This window comes from Fictibacillus gelatini DSM 15865, assembly GCF_000430745.1.
GTDB lineage: Bacteria > Bacillota > Bacilli > Bacillales > Fictibacillaceae > Fictibacillus_A > Fictibacillus_A gelatini.
The window spans coordinates 1-21,775 of the sequence record NZ_AUMP01000003.1 but is presented as its reverse complement, the minus strand read 5'-3'; the positions used below and the strand labels follow the sequence as shown (position 1 = coordinate 21,775).

The following is a 21,775-nucleotide window of genomic DNA, read 5'->3' as shown; positions in this document are numbered from 1 at the left end:
TCAAAAGATTAGACGACTTCATTTTTTCCTTATTTTGTTTCACGGTGTAGAGTGTATTTCTTAAGTCTTGGGCAATACTTCTTAAGCTCAAGACGTTCAGGATTTGTACGCTTGTTCTTTGTTGTAATGTAGTTGCGATCTCCTGTTTCAGTGCAAGCAAGAGTAATGTTTACACGCATGTTGTTTCCCTCCAAACCTAACCAATTGATGGTTTACTTCATTGTTGAATTGATTATCTCAAAAATAATTCATACTTTACTATCATAGCAGACACATCTATTTTCATCAAGTGGTGTTTTGAGAAATACGTTCAAATGCGGTAACATAATCTACAATGACATCAACAAAGGTTGCGTGCGACCATGTAAGCGGTGAGACAGACAACGGCTCGCCAGTCATCGGATGGAGTTGCTCGGGCAATAACCCGCTCGGAGAAGCATGTTTTACAACCCAATGAAAAACAGCCAATGCTTCTTTTAAATCGGATAGTTTTTTAGCTTTAGCGATCTTCCATTTAGCCAGCCATAACGTACAAATGATCCATGGATTTCCCGGAACGATTTCGATATGATGGGTTTGTTGAAAATAGTAGTCGTTATAATAGCGCGCGATCCCGCCTATCTCCGTTTGGATGGAAAGTTCATTTTCGATCGCGTTCATCGTCGCGATCATGCGCTCATCATCTGGCTTAAATACACCGAAAGCAAATAAACCGTACAATGAACTTTCAATCGTCAAATCTTTTGTCACGTTCCCTGATGAATCTACATAAATTCCACGGATGAACCGCCCGATTTCAGAATCATACAAATGTGTAGATATCCCCTGTTTAATTCGTTCGGCTCCTTGTTTATACTTTAATGCTCGTTCCTGCTCACCGAAAAGTTCGGCAAATGAATAGGCGGCCATCAGCCCTCCGTAAACGCTGCTTGCCGTAAAGGCAAAAATGCCCCTGCGTTCTTCCCATAAATCATAAGACGGTTTTGGAAGTTCAAAATGGTCATCAAAATAATCGAGTAGAAAACGGGCAGCAGGACGGACAAACGAACGATAAAGGGATTGGGCAAATTCAATGTCTTCCGTGTGCGTATAATCTTGCCAGAGCGCCCATAACACGAGAGCTGTTTCATCCTCTTGAATCGGAAGCTGGACTTCACCGTCTTTGCCTACTAAAGGATGCCAGCTTGAACCGATCGAGCCATCAGGATTGTACTTATGATGCAAGTATCCATCTTCAGTAATTAATTCTGCACAGCGCCGATAGAAATTTTCGACCATCCGATGATATCCTGCTTTTGTCATAGCAGCAGCGACTAGCGCACCATCTCTTGGCCACATGTAACTATAATGATCCCTGTTATAATGTTGGATCCTCGAATCGTTAGCTGCCATAATGAAACCATTTTGATTCGTTTGCGTTCTAACAATTAATAAACTTCTTTTATATAAATCAATAATATCTTCTGATAAATCCGCTTTAATGCTATTTGCTTTTTGAATCCATTTTCGCCAATAGACCGTAATTTTATCAAGTGTTAAAGATGGGCCAATCTCCTTTAGATAATAATTTAAAGAAACCGCTTCTTCTCTTTTCTTTCCCAGCGTCAGCCAATAATAAGCAATCTTTGTTTCATGAGGTCCGATCGATTGTTCAAGTGAAAACGTACTGTCAACTGACCCTTGAGCGATCGGATTCGTGTGCAGAAGGCCGTCTTCCGCATCACGCCACGTACCTTCCGCCAGCTGAAACCGTTTAATTCCAGTTGTATATTGTTGAATCCCTGTATGTTCAAATTCTCCATTAAACAAAAAGTAGCGATTTTTCTTATAATGGATGATCGTATCCGTCTCAGGGTCATAAAAAGCCGTATCCCCGATTTCCGTTTCATATATCGATAAATCTTGATGAAAAAAAAGACGTACGTCTTTTTTTTCATCCGAGTGATTAGTGACGGAAATTTTTCGCAGGAAAATATTTTCCCGTTGATGGACGCCATCTTCCACTAAAAGAGAGATTCCTAAATTCGCATTTTTCGCTTTACTGAACGTAATCAGTGAATCTTTATGATAACGCGCATCAATTTCCCATTCATTTGAAGAGAGCCAGGAAAATGAACCGTTCACCCAGACTCCCAGACGGTTCGGGTATCCTTGAACATGATTTTGGTACCCGACATACGGAAAATAAATATCACGAATTTGCAAATGAGGGTCGAGATTAATTAAAATATTTCCATTTCCTACAACGAGCTCTCCTGCCATTGTACGTCTACACCTTTTGATAAAGTCTTATTTTATTGACATATTGATCCGCCGCTTCCCGTGCGTGATCAATGTCTGTAGAATGCGAATAAACGGTAAATAGCGGCTTTTCGACATCCGGCAAGATCAATGTCCAACCGCCTTCAGGGTGAAATACTTTGATCCCGTCAACGAGCTCAACATTGTTGCCCCGAATGTCTTCCATTAGCCTTCTCATGACCCTCCCTTTCTTATCCCACGGGCATGGAACATGTTCCTGCAGCATATGGACGTTTGGAAGAAGTGCTACGATTTCTGTTAATGTGAGTTCTTGTGTGGCCATCATTTCAAGTAAATGGGTAAATGCATACTGGGCATCATATTGATAGTTAAACACCCCGCCATCACTTTCCATTATGGACCGAGGATTCGCTTTGGTACGAATGAGTTTCCCATTCAAGCTTTCGGCAAGTGCATCAAGCGCGGAGGAGCCATATACCGGAATGGTGATTTGTTTTGCCTTTCTGCCATAAAAGGCAACGAGTACGTATAACGATAGCATCGTACCTTCATCTAACATTTCACCTTTTTCCGTGATCAGCTTTAGCGTCTCTGCTTCTTCTCCGACAAGGATGCCGAGATTGGCATTTGTCACTTGGACAAGCTTAGCCATTTCCTCATTTTTAGTTTCATACGGAACGGTCAATATTTCGCAATTTAAACGATTAAACAAAGTAGGGATGAAGCTCAAATACGGCTGATAATTATAGTTAACGACAACCCTGAATTTTGTTTGCTGGATCGCTTTGCGATCAATCGTATTCAAGATGGAATCGATGTACTCCTCGTTTTTATGTGTTGATCGCCTGCCTTTGCCGATTCGATCAAACGTCGCCCGACGATAATCTTCCTGCCAGAATGCATTCTCAATTTTTCTCTCAACATCCGGATGAATCGGAAGTCCTTTATAATCATAAAATTCTACATTCAACTGTTTTTCGCCTTTACGATTTGTAAATCGAACATAAACGCCCCCTTGCAAATTTTCGGATACGATCGTATACCGAACAACTGGTGCAACAGTTGGGCTTGTATCAAGCGTATGGATTCCTGAAGAGTGAAGGCCTTGAATGAATGCTTGCTTAATCATAATGGAAAAGTCATGGGAATCACTTGCAATCACAATTGTCGAACCATGTGGAAGAACTGCTCCATACGCTGATGCCAGCCTTGCAATATAATCAGGCGTGATCTCAACATTGGCGATACCGGTAATTCCTCTTGATCCAAATAATGATTTCGTGGCTTTTCTTCCCCAGATAAGAGACGTGTGAACGAGTGCTTCTTCGTAAATTTCCTTTTCCGGCCATATTTTCACTTCCGGCTTTAATGTTGAACGCTTTCCTATTTTACAATGATTTCCTACCACTGCATGTTCATACATCGCTGCGCCCTGTTCAACTAACGTACCATTGGCAATGGTTGCTCCCCTTAATTCACACTCATCGGCGACATACACATCATGCCATAGAATGCTTTTCTTTAATGAAGATTTTGAGCAGATGACATTATTTTTCCCAATAACCGAGTAACTTATGACGTCCGCACCCTTTCGGATGACGGTTCCGTCTGCAATGTGCACCGGCTTTTCAAGCTTAGCCCCTTCTTCGATGACCACGTTATTTCCCACCCAGACGCCTGGCTTAAATTCCTTGCCCGGAATAGGGATATTGACGGCTCCATCGAGCATGTCATAATGCGATTGCCGATATTGCTGGAGGCTGCCAATATCAGACCAATATCCTTGTGCTTCATATCCGTACAATTCTCTTTCTTCTTTCATTAAAAGCGGGAATAGGTCTTTACTGAAATCCGTCGGGACGTCCTTTTCGATATAGTTAAAGATTTCCGGTTCCAATACGTAAATGCCTGTATTTACTGTATCACTAAACACTTCATTCCAGCTTGGCTTTTCTAAAAACCGGATAATCTGTCCATCCTTATTTGTCATAATGACGCCATATTCAAGCGGAGATTCCACTTGTTTCATAAAAATTGTGACGAGGGATTCCTTTTCTTCATGGTATTGAATCCCTTTTTGTAAATTAAAATCGGTTAAAGCGTCACCGCTGATGACGATAAATCGCTCATCCAAAAACTCTTCGGCATTTTTTATGCTTCCTGCCGTGCCGAGCGGAGTGGTTTCCTCGAAGTAATGAAGGTTAACCCCAAACTCGCTTCCATCCCCAAAATAATTTTTAATGGCGTCCGGAAGATAATGGACCGTTACAGCAATATCTGTAATGCCGTATTTCTTTAATAACTCAATGCTATACTCCATTACCGGTTTATGTAGGATAGGCACCATTGGCTTTGGCAAATTACAAGTTAATGGGCGAAGACGTGTCCCTTTTCCACCGGCCATAATTACACCCTTCATTTATACACCGCTCCCTACGTGATTGTTTTTTTGTGTATTTTGTTCCATTAGCTTCAATGTTTTCTTTGCAATTCGCTCCCAGTTAAACACGTTCTTGGCCACATGTTTTCCGCTTAAAGCAAGCTTTTTCCTTAGACCGGGCTCTCTCGCCAGCCTTAATACAGCAGAGGCAAGGCTTGCAGGGTCATTCGGATAGATGGTCAGCCCGGTTTCTTCATGTTTCACAATATCTTTTAATCCGCCTGTTTCCGAAACGACGGTAGCTTTTCCCGCGATCATTCCTTCAAGGGCGACAATGCCAAACGGTTCATAATGGCTTGGAAATAGCGCAATATCACATTCTGCTAAAAGGCGGTTACGCTCTTCATCCGACACATATCCGATGAAATGGACGATATCGCTTAGCTGCTGTTCGTGAACAGCCCGGCGATAATGTTCTAGAAGCGGCCCCTTTCCTGCAATTACGAATTTAATAGTATCTTGTTCGTTCTTTAATAGATGGGCTGCCTCAATAATCGTTTGAAACCCTTTTTCCTTTACCATCCGACCGACGGAGAAAACGAGTGTTTCGCCATGCTGTTTGTATTTATAGTCATGTATAGCTTCCGGTTTAAACAGTTCTGGATCGACTCCGTTTGGCAGGATCGTGACTTTGTTTTCAGGTACTTGAAACACCTCGCATAATTCATTTTTCATATGGTTGCTGCAAACAATGATTTCATCTGCCTCAAACATAAGCTCCCACTCTTTTTGGTTAATTTCAAATTGAAGCGGGTCATGAATGCCATTATTTCTGCCATGTTCGGTTGCATGAATGGTCGCAATAAGCGGAATGGAAAGTTCTTGCTTCAATCCTTTAGCCGCCACGCTAACGAGCCAATCGTGGGCGTGGATACAATCGAATGGGATTAATTTGGCAAGGTTTCTTACTTGATCCATCATCGCTAAGTTGAGGCTTCCAACCCAATGGAAGAAATTTTCGTTTTGCGGTTGAAGTCCTTTTACCCGGTATACATGGATCCCCTCATTGATCTCATGAGTGGGATAGCCTTCTACATCCGATGTAATGACATAAACGTTCGCACCAAGTTTGACAAGCTGTTTTGCTAAATCAAACACATGCCGGCCAAGCCCTCCGACGACCATTGGTGGAAATTCCCATGAAAGCATGGCAATATTCATTTTTTCAGTATCGCTATTTAAATTTTTATAGTGTTGCTTAATGTAATGATCATGTGATGTTTGAAAAATAGTAGTATCAATCGTTTCTAAGAATGGATAATCTTTTTCGTACTCTACGATAAAGCTTGAGGATATACGGTTCGATTTCAGTTGTTCATAAATTTTATGGAAACGTTCAATATGTTCGGTAAATCGGTTAATGGCATACGCCGTAGCACTGTCATTGTCTACAATAAACGCCCAGTCAGAGCTTGATGCAAGCATCCATTCACGGATCATTTGTTGAATATATCGTTTTCTAAGTGGTTCTTGAGTCGAGTAGCGGGCAACCGTGGAAATTATCTCCCGTTCACATTTATGTAAATGGCGATACATCCAGGCATTTTTTTCATTCAGCCAAACATCCCCATAACCATCCCTACCCCATGTTGAAAAGGCAGCATGAATGGTTTCAAGATCGCGGTAATGACGATTAATGTATTCAGATGGGGTGATAAATTCGATCCGTCCTCTTCCTTTTTCTAAAACGGATGAGAGAAAGTCAGGTCCTTCAAACCACCAATGTCCGAACAACTCCGCATCAAACGGAGACGTAATGAGGTGTGGCGGGTAACATTCTTCCTTCTTCTTTTCCAAACGTTCTTCAATCGTTTGAATAAAGTCTTCGGCATGTATTTTCGCCTTATTTTCCGCCCATTCTCTTACATAATATGCTTTTTCTTCAGTTGGTCCGGTAATGCGATGGTATTTTAATCCGGAATCCGTTCGAAAGCCTTCTGGATGAACGTGTGGCTTAATATATTCCCAATCCCTGTCATAGACAATATCGCGGTAAAATTCACGGTAATCAAAATCACCAGGATAGCCAGTAATCGAACTCCAAACTTCCTGGCTGATTGCTTCACATCTTGGGAACAAAACAATTCCATGCGACGAATAGACTGGTGCCCCCACTTCCCTGTCCGGTTTTGGGCTTCCGTTTTTTAACGTATGTTCATCAACAAAGGTATAACGAATCCCTTCCTCAAATAAAATTTTATCGACTCCCGGGGTATAGGCACACTCAGGCAACCAGAAACCGGCCGGCCGTTTGCCGAAATGTTTTTCAAACGTAAGTATTCCATGGACGATCTGGGCTCTTAATGCTTCTTTTGTTTGAATGTAAGGCAAAAAAGCGTGTGTCGCTGCCGTTGTAAAACATTCAATTTTCCCCTCGGCTTCGTAATGCTTAAAGCCATTGATCAAATTTTGCCCCCATTGATAAAACGTCTCTCGTATTTTCTTATAGCGTTTTTCGTAAAATCGAACGATATCGGCTATCATTCCAGATGGATTCAAACTCTTTTCTTTCCGAATGAGTTCTTCGGTGTTTTCAAGATAGTGAACATATCTCCGCTGCACGACAGGATCAGAAAGCATTTCGAGTACAGGGGGCGAAAATGAAATGCCAAAGCATGCAGGTTGTTCTTGCTCTTGTAGAACCCATAATAACGGGATATAGGTTTCGGTCATTGCTTCAAATACCCATCTTTCTTCCAGGCGGTTGGCCTCCCGGTGCCTCACATAAGGGAGATGAGCATGTAAAATAAATGAGAAGTACCCGTTTTTCATTCTAGTAAACTCCTATCTAATTTTTTGGTAATATGAATAGCTGCAGAAATTTTCAAGCCATTCCGGCTCTGCTACATTTCCCGATTTCCAATTCAGCACTTTTTCAGCCTGTAAACTATCGGCTTCGATTCTCGGGGTTTCAATTGTATTGGACCGTAAAATAGTAAAAAAGCTGCCGTCAAACGTTTTCGTTCCAAGATCAACACAGTATGAACGGTTCGGCTCAAGCCCTCTTATAAACCAATTATTCGTCATTTCAGGCAACTCTATTTCAAAACTGCGATGAGAATTATGCCCGTGAAACTCAATATCAGTCACATCATAAACTTTCAAACGTTTTGGCAGGGATTGCCACGGAGTGCGGAAATGATGTTCAACCATATGTCGTTTTGAATCAGATAGACTCCAATAAGCGAAAATAGCGGTAGGTGAATGAACCATTGAAAATAGATCATCCTCATTATATTCGGGGGGTATCGTCCATTCGAAATTCTCATGAAGTTCCTCTTTTTGATCGTTCTCGCGTTCCGGAAGTTCGGCAAGTTTAGCTGAATGGTTCATTTTCAGCCGGTACTTATTCCACCTGTACTGTACCTTTCCTACTGTCGTATTCATTTTTTCAGCAATTTGCTGAAGAGTCAGACCTTCTTCTTTTAATTTCACAATCTCGTTAATCAAGCTTTTTCACCTCTTAATTAGTCTCTACATCAATATATTAACGTCCATAAGAACGTATTATTGTTTGTTTCCGAGATTCGAAGCAATCATAACATCGATAGGAATTCCTCACAATAAACTAAAAATGTAGAAAAATGTAGACAATAGAGCGTATCTGCCTTTTCTAACATTGTAAATTTTTTGGAACCGTTTGCTTTCCAACGATTTTACAGCAATATTCTAAATAAACCAAAAAATCTACAGGAATCTACATAACTGCTGGAATAATTGGATTTTAAAGGAATGGAAGCGCGAGGAATCATAGATTTTTTGACGAGATTTGGCGAAAATTATACTATGAAAGACAAGTCTATGATATAAAGATATAGTGTAGAATGCTTTTGGAGGAGGATATTATGGAATACGCAATTTTCGGACTATTGTTAATAGGAGTCATTTTATTGCTTGTGTCTATTAAAAAGGATAAAAGCAATAACCTGGAAGTTCAATTAGAGAATTTCTCGATACAATTAATGAAGGAAATGTACCAGGTAAATAAAAAGCTAAAGATTTTAGAAGATGAGATCATGATTAATGATAAAAATAATTAAACTATAATTAAAGAGGGATCCTATAATGAACAGTACGACAATACGCGCATTTGCAGCGGGGATCATTGTAGCCACCGGAATTCTTGCAGCTATTTATTATACATCCGATACGAAAAATAATGCTAATTTATCTAGCGAAGAAGTAGATCAATACTTAAAAGATCATAATCAAGTAGCTATTTCCAATGATGAACTGAAAGCTTTAACTGAAAAACAAAAAACGGTAACTACAACTGCCAATACTGAAACAAATCAACCAGAAAAAAATGCCAAGCCAACAGAAAAAAAAGAAGAACCAAAACAAGAAACTGTCGAAAAAGCGACATTAACTGTATCTAAAGGAATGGCTACAAGTGAAGTTTGTGATTTCTTGGAAAAACATAAAATCATTAAAGACGGAGATGACTTCTTAAAATACTTGCGAAAACACAAACTTGAAGGTGCTGTCAGGGCCGGTAAATATAAAGTGAATAGTAAAATGACATATAAAAAACTCGCTGACACAATTACTTGAGGAACCTTAAAAGGTTCCTCTTTTTACTACAAACGTTTCAGCATTTTTAGTTTTTTTAATTGGCATTCATATTGGCGCTTGGGGAGCGGCACATATCCTATTTCTTTTGATGAAGCAAGCTTGCCCCCGTATGTAATCGCGAATTTCACATAGGAATAAACGGCCTTGCGTTCCTTGATCGCTTTATTGTTTACATAAATGTATAGCGGACGAGACAGCGGTGAATATTGGCCTGATTTGATCGATTTTGCATTCGGGGAAACAGGCCCAGAACCGCTGTCAACTGGAATCGCTTTTAACCGATTTTGGTTTGTTGAATAATACGCATATCCAAAATAGCCGATCGCATAATTGGATGCTGCTACCCCGTGAACAAGGACATTATCATCTTCCGAAAATTGCACGTCATGCCTGATCGGGTGATTTTGAAGAACCGTTTTTTCGAAATATTGATACGTTCCTGAATCTGCCCCCGGACTATACACTTCGATCTTTTTTTTCGGCCACCCTTTTCGGATATCAGACCATGTTTTGATGAAAGACGATTCGCTGAAAATTTTTCGCAACTCCTCTAGCGTTAAAAAATCAATGAAATTGTTATCTTTCTTGACAATGATCGTTAAACCATCATATGCGATTTGAAATTCCGTGTAACGAATGCCCGCCTTAGCTGCCACTTTCTTTTCTTCTTCGTTAATCGGTCTTGAAGCACTACTGATATCAATTTCCCCTTTTAAAAATTTCTCAAAACCTCCTCCCGTCCCGGAAATGCCGACAGGAGCTTTAACAAGCGGATAGCGATAGCGAAACTCCTCTGAAACAGCTGCCATGATGGGAAAGACGGTTGATGAGCCATTGATTCTCACTTCCCCGTTTAGCTTTTCATTCCCGCTAGAAGCGCCACCTGAAGGAAATAAAAACAGAAACAGCAAAATGAGCGATATGTTAACAAATTTCATCGTTTTCACCCGTTCATCTTTTTACTCTTTAGCTTTCCCCAATATGAAAAAAAGTGCGCTTAAAGCGCACTTTTTTGTTGCTTTTTTATTTAGTTGGTTCACCCTTATCCTTCATCTCGAAATAAGTGTCCAATACTTTTTCACCAATTTCATAGTTCGGTGTATCTGCTCTAACGTTCGGTACGACGACAGAAATGGCAACTTCCGGATGCTTATACGGAGCATACGCAATTAATGTTCGGTTATCCATTCCTGTTTTGATGTCAACCTGTGCCGTACCTGATTTACCCGCAGGCAAATAGCTTTTATGTGAAAAGCGTGGGGCTGCTGTCCCGTGAGCCCCAGACATTACCAACCTAAAGCCTTTTTGGACAAGCTCAATATCAGACTTTTTCATATCGATCCGATTTAACACATTCGGTTCGATGCGTGTAACGAGTTTACCTAGTTTATTTGGATCCTCAGAAGGTTCTCTTATTTCTTTGACAAGATGAGGCTGCATCCGGTATCCGTCGTTTGCTATCGTTGAGACATATTGAGCAAGCTGAAGCGGTGTGTACGTATCGAATTGACCAATTGCAAAAAACATCGCCTGCGCAAGATCATCGCTGATTCCTGTATGGTAACCGGTTGCTTCTGACGGTAAATCAATCCCAGTTGGAACACCTAAACCAAACTGGGCATACGTATTTCTGAGCGTGCGGAAAGCCCCCTCAACGTTTTCATGGATAAACCGCTTTTTACTATAATCATAACCAGCTAGTCTCATCGCAATATTCCACATATAAACATTAGATGACCGCTCAAGGGCCGTTAATGGTCCGATACTGCCCATATTCTCTACGGATTTCATGACACGTCCATCCCCAAAGTTTAATGGGGCATCATAAAAATGCGTATTTGGCGTTATCACGCCAGATTGGAGCCCTGCTAAAACCGTTGCCCCTTTAACAACCGATCCCGCTGCAAAGGAGTCGTAAACATTCCCATACGGGTCATTTTTATAGCGTCCGGTTTTCGGATCATATTGTTTTCCAGCCATCGCCAAGATTTCGCCAGTATTCGGATTCATCACCGTGACATACGCTTCTTTCAGATCCCTGTTAGCATAGGCGAAACTTCCAGACTTCGATTCTTTTAGTTCACTTTCAATAATGTTTTCGACTTTCTTTTGGAAATCCATATCAACGGTTAATACTAAATCATCGCCCCGTTCTCCTTTCTTTTCGATCGGATCGCCTATTGGATTTCCTGCTTTATCTGTCATATACTCGATCTTTGATTTTTTTCCTCTTAGCACCGATTCATACTGTTCTTCTAAAAAGCTAGTCCCGACAAGATCATTTCTATCATTTCCTCTTGCTAAATAATAGTCCATTTTTGATTTCGGAATTTGCTTTACTTGTCCGAGAATTCCTTTAAATGAATTGCCAAACGGGTAATCCCTCTGGGCATCAGGCTTTATGTCGATTCCTGGCAATTCTTTTAAATGTTCGCTGATTCTCGCAATCTCCTTTTCTGTAACGCCCACTTTTACCCTTTGCGGCGACATGCTGTAGCCACCGTCCAATTCTCGTTTGATCGCAAGCACTTCTAATTGATGGTCAGTTAGCTGATCAAGATCTTTTTTGGTCACCCTGTCCAATTCCAGCTGGTAAATTTGATCATCGTTCAATTTCTTTTTTTCTTTCGCAGTTATTCTTTTTTCTACCTCTTTTTTATGCAATAGAATGAAAAAGTCTTTTTTATCTCTTTCTGTTACTTCACTCGTATCTTTATGAATAAAGTGAGAAAGCTTCTCTGCCAGCTTCAGACGGTCTTCAGCCGTCGAATTTTGCATTCGCGTATAGGTAATCGAATAAACAGGCTTATTATTTACAACTACCCGGTGATCCCTATCGTATATTTTACCACGCGGCGCATCCAATTTTGTCGTTACATTATCCGTCTGATCTGACGTTTGTTTATATTCAGCCCCTTTTACAATTTGGACATATCCTAATCGGAAAATAAGGATTGAAAAAAGAAGAAAAACGGATAAAAATAAGGCGTTTAGCCGAAACGGAACATGACTTTTTTTCTTTTTTTTCTGCATTCCATCCACCCTTGCGAAAAATGATGACACCAACTTTTTAAAGTGGTGTCGTTTTTTTAACAAAAATTATACTGAAATAATTTTAACATGGTTCATAAGTAATTCAAAAGAATATCATTACAGGTTTGACCGACCATCGCCATCTGCTAAATTTTCCGCAACTTCCTCCATGGCATTTCTATTTTTGGGATTCGATAAATGAATCGGTTTGACAAAAAAATAGATGAAAAAATGGCCAGCCCCGAGGACCGGGAGCAAAACAGGAATGGCTGTCTCACTTTTTACAAACAACAGCGTAAAGAGTAATACGACAATCGAAAAAACTCGTCCGGCATTCAAATACAATTCGCGAACAACTACATATTCGATTCGCATCTTCCCGGCATTTTTTGAGCGTCCAATGACATCATATGTTAATGAAACATATGGAACAAGCAAGATCGGAAAAGCAAATGAAACAATAATGCCATAAGTCATCAGCAATGGAAACGATAGTTTAAAAAGCAATAAAAAAGGGGTTATAAAAAGAAGCAAACCACCTAGAAAAATAGCTTCTTTCCGGCGTTTAGGCGTAATGATACGCGACGCAAGATAGTAACAAACAAAAGAAACGGCGGACTGCGCAAAACTGAATGTGCCAAGAGCCATTTCGCTTTTCGATGCTGTATACACCCAGATAATAATAACGAAAGCAAAGACTCCTTCCCTCATTCCCTGAAGAAAATGCGCTTTTAAAATTCTTCCCCAATTTTTATTCACCTGGCGGGCTTTATAAATTTCTTTGACACAGTAATCTCCCTCCGCTTTTCTCCTGCCTAAAAAAAAGGTGGTGAGTACCGCGGCAACGAATAAAAAAAGGGATAAGCTGAAAATCACATTATACCCTGTAAATTTATTCATTTTTGAAATTAGCAAGCCTGCACATAATGGGCCAATCATTCCAGAAAATGAGGAAAGAACACCTAAATAACCGTTAAAAAAGTCCCTCGTATCCGGTTCTGTCACTTCAAAAGTTAAAACATTAAATGCCAGCCAATAAAACCCGAGCCCCAGTCCAAGCAACCCGCCAAGTAAAAGCATAAATTGATCGGCGTGCTGGTTCAACAGCAAGACGGTTATGTAGAATATCGACAACATGGTCACACCAATCCGAATGATGATGACTCTGTCTATTCGCTTAGCCAGCTTTCCTGCAAAGTAAAATGAAACAGGTTGTACGACAACAATCGACAAATTGTATAAAGCAATATCAACAAGGTTACCGGATTGTTTCCAAAGATAAATGTTAACAAACGTGTTTGATAATGAAGTGCTTAAATAAAATAACCCCCCCACGACTAAAAGAAGAAGAAGATCCTTTGTCAATATTAAATTCCCAAGCTTTTTACCGTTTTTCATTTAAAACCGCCCCTTTTTAATACAATCGTAGTTTTCTCATTAAAAAAAGGGCTATTCGTATATATTGAAATTGGATACTATTGCATGAAAAAATCCGTTGCTTTTTAAGACAACGGATTTTTAACATCTTTTTATTTTGCTTCTTCGTAACGTTTTGCTACTTCATCCCAGTTAACTACATTCCAGAATGCGTTAATGTAGTCCGGACGTTTGTTTTGGTATTTTAAATAATAGGCATGTTCCCAAACGTCAAGGCCTAGAATCGGCGTTTTCCCTTCCATTAATGGGTTATCCTGATTAGGTGTGCTTGTTACTTCAAGCTCTCCATTGTTAACAACTAACCATGCCCATCCAGAACCGAAGCGGCCTTTTGCAGCATTTGCAAATTCTTCTTTGAATTTATCAAAGCTTCCAAATTTGCTGTTGATCTTATCAGCAAGAGCTCCGGTTGGCTCTTTTGCCCCACCTGGCTTTAAGATTTCCCAGAACAGACTGTGGTTTGCATGTCCGCCACCATTGTTGCGTACAGCAGTGCGAATGTTTTCTGGTACTGCATCTAAATTAGAAATTAATTCTTCAATACTTTTGCTAGTTAGTTCAGCCTGACCTTCAATTGCAGCATTTAAATTGTCCACATAAGTTTTGTGATGTCTGTCATGGTGGATGTTCATTGTTTGCTCATCAATATGAGGTTCAAGTGCATTTGCAGCATAAGGTAATGCAGGTAATTCAAAAGCCATACTAATCTCCTCCTATATGTAATCAAATTTATTTTCATTTCCGAGGGAATCCCCCGGAAAGTGAAACCAGAGTTAAGCAACAATAAAGTTTATTAAGTCTTTCTATTACTTACATTATCAGATTTAACCGTTATTATCAACGAATAAACCTCATATTATGTTTTATTTGTTAAAACAAACGTAAACCCCCTCACAGAAAAGGATTTCTGTAAGGGGGTTGGATTATGTATGGTGGCTCGAGACGGAATCGAACCGCCGACACGAGGATTTTCAGTCCTCTGCTCTACCGACTGAGCTATCGAGCCATTATTTATTAATATCGCATAATCTGATCTGAGGAATAACCAGTCCTCTGTCCCTTCCTCTACTAGTTTTCTCTCTGTAGCAGGTTGCGTCGGGACAACTCGCCGTTAATTCATGATGATTTGCTCGTTGCTCTACCGACTGAGCTATCGAGCCAATATGTATTTTGGTTGCGGGGACAGGATTTGAACCTGCGACCTTCGGGTTATGAGCCCGACGAGCTACCAGACTGCTCCACCCCGCGATGATATGAAAGTTTATGGATGATGCTGAGACTGAAGACTGTCTCTTCCTCTTCCAGTTTTGCTTCGTGGTTTGATGCGTCGAGACAACTCGTAGTAATTCACGACGTTATGCTCGTTGCTCCACCCCGCGATGATATGAAAGCTTATGGATGATGCTGAGACCGAAGACTGTCTCTTCCTCTTCCAGTTTTGCTTCGTGGTTTGATGCGTCGAGACAACTCGTAGTAATTCACGACGTTATGCTCGTTGCTCCACCCCGCGATGATATGAAAGCTTATGGATGATGCTGAGACCGAAGACTGTCTCTTCCTCTTCCAGTTTTGCTTCGTGGTTTGATGCGTCGAGACAACTCGTAGTAATTCACGATGTTATGCTCGTTGCTCCACCCCGCGATGATATGAAGAAGTAAATAAAATGGAGGAGGTAGAGGGATTCGAACCCCCGCGGGCTTTTACACCCCTGTCGGTTTTCAAGACCGATCCCTTCAGCCAGACTTGGGTATACCTCCGGGTTGGATGTTAGATATTAAAAGGTAAGAAGTTAGATCTATAAAATACTTCTCCGGATTTAGTTGTAAATCCAATTTCCAACTTCACACTTCTAATTTCTAGTATGGTGGACCCTGTAGGACTCGAACCTACGACCAATCGGTTATGAGCCGACCGCTCTGACCAACTGAGCTAAGGGTCCATGCTATGTATTGGAAAATGGGGCGGCCGATGGGAATCGAACCCACGAATGCCGGAACCACAATCCGGTGCGTTAACCACTTCGCCACGACCGCCATATTCTAAATATTAGATGCGAAGTCTAGAGGTTGGAACTTCTTGTAATTCAACGAAGCAAAACATTTCGTCTAATTTCCAACTTCCCACTTCTAAGTTCCAATATGGTAGCGGCGGAGGGAATCGAACCCCCGACCTCACGGGTATGAACCGTACGCTCTAGCCAGCTGAGCTACACCGCCATATGGCTCCACAGGCAGGACTCGAACCTGCGACCGATCGGTTAACAGCCGATAGCTCTACCACTGAGCTACTGTGGAATAATTAAGTGTCAATTATGGACAACTATTACTATATCACAACCAATGCTATACTGTCAATAATTAATCACTAATTAACGCCTTTATTCTTCGGCAAGATTTACTATAGCACGCGCCTTCCTTTCTACGCAAGCGGCATTTCACAAAACAACCCATAAAAAATAGCAGATCATAATTAACTGAACAAAAATCTTTACAATCGTTCCTCCAATAAACCCTAACAACGAGCCAATTCCTACACGAAAAGCTTCGGGAAACGATTTTTTATGAACAATTATCTCTGCCAATACGGCTCCTAAAAACGGCCCGACAAGAAGTCCAGCAATAGGAATAACAAATGGTCCGACTATTAAACCAATTGTACTTCCCCAAATCGCCGCTTTCGATCCTCCTTTTCTCTTAACTCCATACAAATTACTTACATAATCGACGACGAAAAGGCTAATAAATAAAATCGCCTGAATGATGATAAACGGTATCGTAAATGGCGTAAATGAATAAAAGACGCCATACAAAATAAATCCTAACGCCAAAAAAAGAACACCAGGCAAAATTGGGTAAAACAATGCGACAAAGGCAAGCAAAAACGAGAGAGCGATCAAAATCCAATATAACGTATCCACCAGATATGCTCCTTATGAGATTGTCGTTTTTCTTCTATTATTTTACCTTTTTTCTTTTCTATGTACAATGATAACGAACATTTGTATATCCATTGTTTACAAATGAATTTTCCGCTAAAATAATAAAGTAATCAACAAGTGTAAGTGAGGAGAAAAAATTAATGAATATCGTCAAACAGCTTATTTTAAGTTTGTATTCACCGAAAGATATCGTGAAATTTCGTTTTCAAGGGATTGGTAAAACCATCGGCTATATCTTTTTTCTTACGTTTTTGACAACGTTGCCGTTTGGAATTATCTTCTCACTCTCATTAAAAAATGGTGTTGAAGAATTTAAACAATCATTAGAAACAGATATTCCTTCTTTTCAATTATCAAATGGACATTTAACTTCTAACGAAAAAAAGCCTTATATTCAAACAGAAGACGATCAAACGATCATTTTAGATACTACAGGAACGATTTCAATGAGTGACATTAACAATTATTCGAATGTTATTGCATTGCTTCCAAATGAGCTTGTTGTTAAGGCCGGAGGAAATGTAAGCAAAATGCCTTATTCAGTGTTAGGCACTATTGAAGTTACGAAAAATGATGTACTTAAGTTTAGCAAAGATCTTTCCGACTTACTGCCTATTATTATAATGATAAGTATGGTCATTCTTTATATATTTACAACGGCATCGAAATTTATTGGTGTAACCGTATTAGCGGTTATCGGCTTGTTTATTCAAAATGCGGTGAATAGAAAACTTTCTTTCCGCCATTTATGGAGACTATCCGCTTATTCCGTTACCTTGCCGACCGTCTTTTTCGCATTAATGGATGCTTTTCGGATTTTTGTTCCTTTTTCATTTATCATTTATTGGGCTGTAGCAATTATCATGATCTGGCTCGTAATAAAAGAAGTTCCACCGCGAAGGGTTTAAAAAAGAGGCTGAAATCCAGCCTCTTTTTTCATGCAAACAACCCTTTAAAGAAATCTATAATCGCATTAATTATATTCATGATAAAATCAAGTATTTTCTCAAGGAAATTTTTCGTTTCCTCTTTGTTGATGACATGATTTAAGTTATCTCTTACATTTTGTAATCCGTCTTTTACTTTATCCCAGTCAATATGAACATCCTTCATATGATCAAATAATGCAACAAGACTCTTTAAATCCGCATCGGTTAATGTGATCCCGAGCCTGTCGGCAACCCGCTGAATAAGCGCCTGCATTTCTTCAGTAGTTTTTGCCGGATTTTTTGCTAATTCTTGTTTAATTTCCGTTATTAATTGAGTTGCTTTATCTGTTCCAATCCGATCCCCAAGCTGCGCTGTTTTAATGACTTCTTCATTGGCCACTTGTTTTTGGCCTTCTGGAATAGTAATATCTGTCTTTGTTTCATAAGCTTTTAAGATACCGGTTAATGCGGCCGTTCCTGATACGTCAAATGGGGCCGTAACATATATATCGGCATCTTTAACCCCTGCGGTTACAAGTGCGTTTGTGATCATATCAGCGGTTACCCAATTAATATGATTCGTTTTTACGTGAAGTCCCTTCCCTGTTTCAGCAAGTGTTATTTTGGCCGAAGAAATGGCTCTCGTTCCGATTTTCGCCCTGGAAATATACTTACCAAGATATTCGTATTCTTCTTTATTTGAAACGGTAATCGCTTCAACGTTTGAAGGTACACCCATCTCATTTAAGATTTTTGTTTTTTGTTCAGAAGTTAAATCTTCACCCAATGTAACGATAACATCCCCTGGAGCACTATCAGCAAATGCATGTTTCGGAACCCAAATTAGCGTAATTAAAAATAATGGCAATAACCATTTGCAAATCTTCTTCATAAAAGATCCACCTCTTAAAAAGTATATATAGCTTATACAAAAAGCTATGCACATCATTTTACACCACAATTTCTATATCGGCTAGAAATATTATTTTTTAAAAGATGGGTGTCATAATTTCATCGTCTTCACATATATTTGTCCCAAAGATTGTTCAAGGAGGACAAGCTAATGAAAAAGTTTTTTTTGTTCTGTTTAAGCTTGCTTATTATATATACAATGGCCTATGATTTAAAAATTGGGACGCTTGAGCCGCTTCAGGCGAAAACAAAAATGGCTCCAAAAAACAGCCAGGAAAAAATCTTCTATCAACGAGTGAAGGTTAAAGCAGGTGATACGGTTTTATCCGTTGTTGAACAATTGCATCAAAAAAGCGCTCCTCGATCAATGGCTAAACTGATCCGTGATTTTCGCTTGCTTAACAATATTCATCCGGAAGACATTCAAATCGGGCATGTATATAAATTCCCGATTTATCCGGATAAAAAATAAACAGGGCCACGTATAATAACTTGTTTCTTGCCAAACCTTTAAAACGATTGCTACAATGGACTGATGATAGGTGCAATTCGTATCAAATGATGTAAAAGGAGAGCGATTCACGAATGAGTGAAATAACGCATCGTTCAAAAACGAGACCCGTAAAAGTTGGAAATTTAACAATTGGCGGGAACAATCAAGTAATAGTTCAAAGTATGACAACGACAAAAACCCATGATGTAGAAGCGACAGTTGCTGAAATAAAACGGCTTGAAGAAGCCGGCTGTCAAATCGTTCGTGTGGCCTGTCCTGATATGAGAGCGGCAGAGGCGATTCCGGAAATAAAAAAACGAATTAATATTCCGCTTGTCGTAGATATACATTTTGATTATAAATTAGCCCTTAAAGCAATTGAAGGTGGAGCCGATAAAATTCGTATTAACCCTGGCAACATCGGCCGGAAGGAAAAGGTAGAAGCTGTTGTTAAAGCAGCAAAAGAAAAAGGCATTCCCATTCGCATTGGTGTTAACGCAGGTTCTCTTGAAAAAAAATATCTTGAAAAATACGGTTATCCAACTGCAGATGGCATGGTGGAAAGTGCTTTAGACCATATTAAAATTCTTGAAGACCTTGATTTCCATGATATTATTGTGTCAATGAAAGCATCAGATATCAATCTCGCCATTGAGGCATATGAAAAAGCAGCGAGAGCATTCGACTATCCGCTTCATCTTGGCATTACCGAATCTGGTACGCTGTTTGCTGGAACAGTGAAAAGTGCAGCTGGCCTTGGGGTAATTTTAAATAAAGGAATTGGCAATACATTACGTGTCTCACTAAGTGCCGATCCGGTAGAAGAAGTGAAGGTAGCGCGTGAGCTGTTGAAATCATTCGGGTTGCTTTCGGACGCTGCAACTTTAATTTCATGCCCGACATGTGGACGAATTGAAATTGATCTTATATCGATCGCGAATGAAGTTGAAGAATATATTTCTAAAGTTCGAGCGCCAATTAAAGTTGCGGTGCTTGGATGTGCCGTTAACGGGCCAGGAGAAGCAAGAGAAGCGGATATCGGTATTGCCGGCGCACGGGGCGAAGGCTTATTATTCAGGCATGGTGAAATTGTACGGAAGATTCCTGAAGATCAATTGCTTGATGAATTAAAAAAAGAAGTCGATAAACTTGCCGAAGAACATTACGCGAAACAAAAAGCCGGGCAAGTCAATTAAAAAAACGGGACAAAATGTCCCGTTTCAGACTGTTGACAAACCCGTTTTTAAATCTTTGATTTTAGAACGGGTTTGTTTTTTTCATCACTTTTGACGTTTTTTCTGTAGTCATCTTATGCTGGACATGGCTTCTTCCACGTCCAGCATGCCATCTTCTTAAGATTCATGGCAGCGAAAGTAAGCATCGCCTGCATCGACAATTTTTTAAGCCCCCTTAGGGTTGTCCAACGCATGCCATGCTTCTCCTTTGCATCCGCAAAGACCCGCTCAATCGTTTCTTTACGTTTGGCATAGATATATTTATTTTCAGGTGTATGTCTTAAATGATCACATTCTTCTATGTACTCTTCCCAAAGATGTCGATGAATTAATTTTTGATGATTTTTACTTTGGGTGCACTTGTCTAAAAATGGACAATTCTTACAGATTTCAGGGTCAGAGGCGTACTGTTTATATCCATCTCTGGTAGTGGTTCTATAAGGTAAAACCTGTTGTTCCGGACAAATGTAACAATCATAATATTCGTCATAGACATACTCATGCTTTTTAAAGTAACCATCTTTTGTGCGAGGTCTCGTATACGGCATTACGGGTCTTATCTCTTGATCCATCAAATACTTCGCGATAAAAGGGGTTTTATATCCGGCATCTACGGCAACGGCTGTCGGCTTTCCGACCTTTTCTATCACTTCATTCAACAACGTATCCAACATACAACTATCATGAACATTGGCACCCGTTACCTTGGTTCCTAAAATGAAACCTTTTGAATCACTCGCCGTATGAACAGAATAAGCAAAAAGTTTTTCACGTTCATCTTTCACATAGTAACCACTGTCAGGGTCCGTCTTACTTACCTTGACCTCTTTCGTCTCTTCTTTATCTTGTAGGGGAAATTCCTTTTTTCCATGTGCTTCCCGATCAGCATTAATCTCAAGTTCGAGTTGTTTTTGGTAACTTTTCGCTTCCACTCGAACCACTTTTTTATCATATTTCTTTTTGTTGGCACTTGCCTTCACGTGTGTAGAGTCAATGAAGGCTACGGATGGATCGACTAATTTTTTATCCATCGCTTCCTTTAGGATTCGATAAAAGATTCGTTCAAACAGATCCGTATCCTTGAAGCGTCGCTCATAGTTTTTACCGAACGTTGAAAAATGGGGGATCTTCTCTGTGAATCCGTAGCCTAAAAACCAACGATAAGCTAAATTGGTTTCAATCTCCTTAATGGTTTGCCTCATGGAACGAATCCCAAACAAGTATTGCACAAACACCATTTTAATGAGAACAACGGGATCTATACTTGGTCTGCCATTATCAAGTGAATATTTATCCTCGACTAGTTGATAAATAAAATCAAAGTTAATGGCTTGTTCCACTTTTCGAACCAGATGATCCTCTGGTACCAATTCATCTAGAGCCACCATTTCAATTTGATGACGATTATTTTCCTTTCGCTTTGATAACATCTACCTAACCCCCACAAAGAAAATTCTACTTTAATTATAAAAAAAGCTTGTAGACATAGTCCACATTATGGACTTTGTCTACAAGCTGAAA

Annotated in this window: 17 protein-coding genes and 7 tRNA genes; 5 read left to right on the top strand and 19 right to left on the bottom strand. The window is 39.9% G+C overall.

What is annotated here, in order from left to right; genetic code table 11:
- Window positions 1–29: 29 nt before the first annotated feature.
- The 5 genes from rpmG to H538_RS0105330 all read right to left on the bottom strand — a co-directional run bounded on the left by rpmG (window position 30) and on the right by H538_RS0105330 (window position 8,152).
- A complete protein-coding gene (gene rpmG, locus H538_RS0105350; RefSeq protein ID WP_026676727.1) occupies window positions 30–179 on the bottom strand; it encodes a 50S ribosomal protein L33 in 150 nt (49 codons plus the stop codon).
- Window positions 180–285: 106 nt separating this feature from the next.
- Window positions 286–2,262 carry a glycoside hydrolase family 15 protein gene (locus H538_RS0105345; RefSeq protein WP_026676726.1) on the bottom strand — a complete coding sequence of 659 codons (1,977 nt, stop codon included), beginning with the start codon at window positions 2,260–2,262 and terminating at the stop codon, window positions 286–288.
- A gap of 7 nt (window positions 2,263–2,269) precedes the next feature.
- Entirely contained in the window at window positions 2,270–4,681 is a 2,412-nt protein-coding gene (locus H538_RS0105340; protein WP_026676725.1) for a sugar phosphate nucleotidyltransferase, read from the bottom strand.
- Window positions 4,682–7,474, bottom strand: coding sequence for a 1,4-alpha-glucan branching protein domain-containing protein (locus H538_RS0105335; RefSeq protein ID WP_026676724.1), 2,793 nt, complete (start codon window positions 7,472–7,474; stop codon window positions 4,682–4,684).
- A 12-nt stretch (window positions 7,475–7,486) separates the two neighbouring features.
- On the bottom strand, window positions 7,487–8,152 hold the full coding sequence (locus H538_RS0105330) for a DUF4912 domain-containing protein (protein ID WP_026676723.1): 666 nt from the start codon (window positions 8,150–8,152) through the stop codon (window positions 7,487–7,489).
- 395 nt (window positions 8,153–8,547) lie between these two features.
- Between H538_RS0105330 and H538_RS0105325 the strand changes: the two genes are divergently transcribed.
- Both H538_RS0105325 and H538_RS0105320 read left to right on the top strand, forming a co-directional pair.
- Complete coding sequence (locus H538_RS0105325) at window positions 8,548–8,742, top strand: hypothetical protein (protein WP_026676722.1); 195 nt, start codon at window positions 8,548–8,550, stop codon at window positions 8,740–8,742.
- A gap of 25 nt (window positions 8,743–8,767) precedes the next feature.
- A complete protein-coding gene (locus tag H538_RS0105320) occupies window positions 8,768–9,256 on the top strand; it encodes an MltG/YceG/YrrL family protein (RefSeq protein WP_026676721.1) in 489 nt (162 codons plus the stop codon).
- 26 nt (window positions 9,257–9,282) lie between these two features.
- Here H538_RS0105320 and H538_RS23105 read toward each other — a convergent pair whose 3' ends face one another.
- The 12 genes from H538_RS23105 to H538_RS0105260 all read right to left on the bottom strand — a co-directional run bounded on the left by H538_RS23105 (window position 9,283) and on the right by H538_RS0105260 (window position 16,664).
- Window positions 9,283–10,215 (bottom strand): PstS family phosphate ABC transporter substrate-binding protein, encoded by a 933-nt coding sequence (locus H538_RS23105; protein ID WP_035350187.1) that lies wholly within the window; start codon window positions 10,213–10,215, stop codon window positions 9,283–9,285.
- 85 nt (window positions 10,216–10,300) lie between these two features.
- On the bottom strand, window positions 10,301–12,310 hold the full coding sequence (locus H538_RS0105310) for a peptidoglycan D,D-transpeptidase FtsI family protein (RefSeq protein WP_026676720.1): 2,010 nt from the start codon (window positions 12,308–12,310) through the stop codon (window positions 10,301–10,303).
- A 117-nt stretch (window positions 12,311–12,427) separates the two neighbouring features.
- Window positions 12,428–13,708, bottom strand: coding sequence for an MFS transporter (locus H538_RS23100; protein ID WP_035350186.1), 1,281 nt, complete (start codon window positions 13,706–13,708; stop codon window positions 12,428–12,430).
- Window positions 13,709–13,839: 131 nt separating this feature from the next.
- Window positions 13,840–14,448, bottom strand: coding sequence for a superoxide dismutase (locus H538_RS0105300; protein WP_026676719.1), 609 nt, complete (start codon window positions 14,446–14,448; stop codon window positions 13,840–13,842).
- Window positions 14,449–14,677: 229 nt separating this feature from the next.
- Window positions 14,678–14,753 (bottom strand) — tRNA-Phe (locus H538_RS0105295).
- Window positions 14,754–14,918: 165 nt separating this feature from the next.
- A tRNA-Met gene (locus tag H538_RS0105290) sits at window positions 14,919–14,995 on the bottom strand.
- Window positions 14,996–15,411: 416 nt separating this feature from the next.
- Window positions 15,412–15,504 (bottom strand) — tRNA-Ser (locus tag H538_RS0105285).
- Between the two features lie 105 nt (window positions 15,505–15,609).
- A tRNA-Ile gene (locus H538_RS0105280) sits at window positions 15,610–15,686 on the bottom strand.
- Window positions 15,687–15,704: 18 nt separating this feature from the next.
- A tRNA-His gene (locus tag H538_RS0105275) sits at window positions 15,705–15,780 on the bottom strand.
- 106 nt (window positions 15,781–15,886) lie between these two features.
- Window positions 15,887–15,963: transfer RNA gene (locus H538_RS0105270), tRNA-Met, on the bottom strand.
- A gap of 3 nt (window positions 15,964–15,966) precedes the next feature.
- Window positions 15,967–16,041: transfer RNA gene (locus H538_RS0105265), tRNA-Asn, on the bottom strand.
- Between the two features lie 140 nt (window positions 16,042–16,181).
- Window positions 16,182–16,664, bottom strand: a complete 483-nt coding sequence (locus H538_RS0105260) for a DUF456 domain-containing protein (protein ID WP_026676718.1) — start codon at window positions 16,662–16,664, stop codon at window positions 16,182–16,184.
- Between the two features lie 161 nt (window positions 16,665–16,825).
- Between H538_RS0105260 and H538_RS0105255 the strand changes: the two genes are divergently transcribed.
- Window positions 16,826–17,593 (top strand): DUF1189 domain-containing protein, encoded by a 768-nt coding sequence (locus tag H538_RS0105255; protein ID WP_026676717.1) that lies wholly within the window; start codon window positions 16,826–16,828, stop codon window positions 17,591–17,593.
- A 28-nt stretch (window positions 17,594–17,621) separates the two neighbouring features.
- On the opposite strand, the gene H538_RS0105250 is transcribed toward H538_RS0105255, so the two are convergent.
- On the bottom strand, window positions 17,622–18,506 hold the full coding sequence (locus H538_RS0105250; protein WP_154657906.1) for a DUF1002 domain-containing protein: 885 nt from the start codon (window positions 18,504–18,506) through the stop codon (window positions 17,622–17,624).
- A 171-nt stretch (window positions 18,507–18,677) separates the two neighbouring features.
- Here H538_RS0105250 and H538_RS0105245 point away from each other — a divergent pair, with 171 nt between their 5' ends.
- On the top strand, window positions 18,678–18,998 hold the full coding sequence (locus H538_RS0105245; protein WP_051291300.1) for a hypothetical protein: 321 nt from the start codon (window positions 18,678–18,680) through the stop codon (window positions 18,996–18,998).
- 113 nt (window positions 18,999–19,111) lie between these two features.
- The gene (ispG, locus tag H538_RS0105240) at window positions 19,112–20,215 is read left to right on the top strand and encodes a flavodoxin-dependent (E)-4-hydroxy-3-methylbut-2-enyl-diphosphate synthase (protein ID WP_026676714.1); all 1,104 of its coding nucleotides are present in this window, start codon (window positions 19,112–19,114) and stop codon (window positions 20,213–20,215) included.
- Between the two features lie 113 nt (window positions 20,216–20,328).
- Here the strand turns inward: ispG and H538_RS0105235 are convergent, their stop codons facing one another.
- On the bottom strand, window positions 20,329–21,684 hold the full coding sequence (locus tag H538_RS0105235) for an IS1182 family transposase (protein WP_026676322.1): 1,356 nt from the start codon (window positions 21,682–21,684) through the stop codon (window positions 20,329–20,331).
- Window positions 21,685–21,775: the final 91 nt, after the last annotated feature.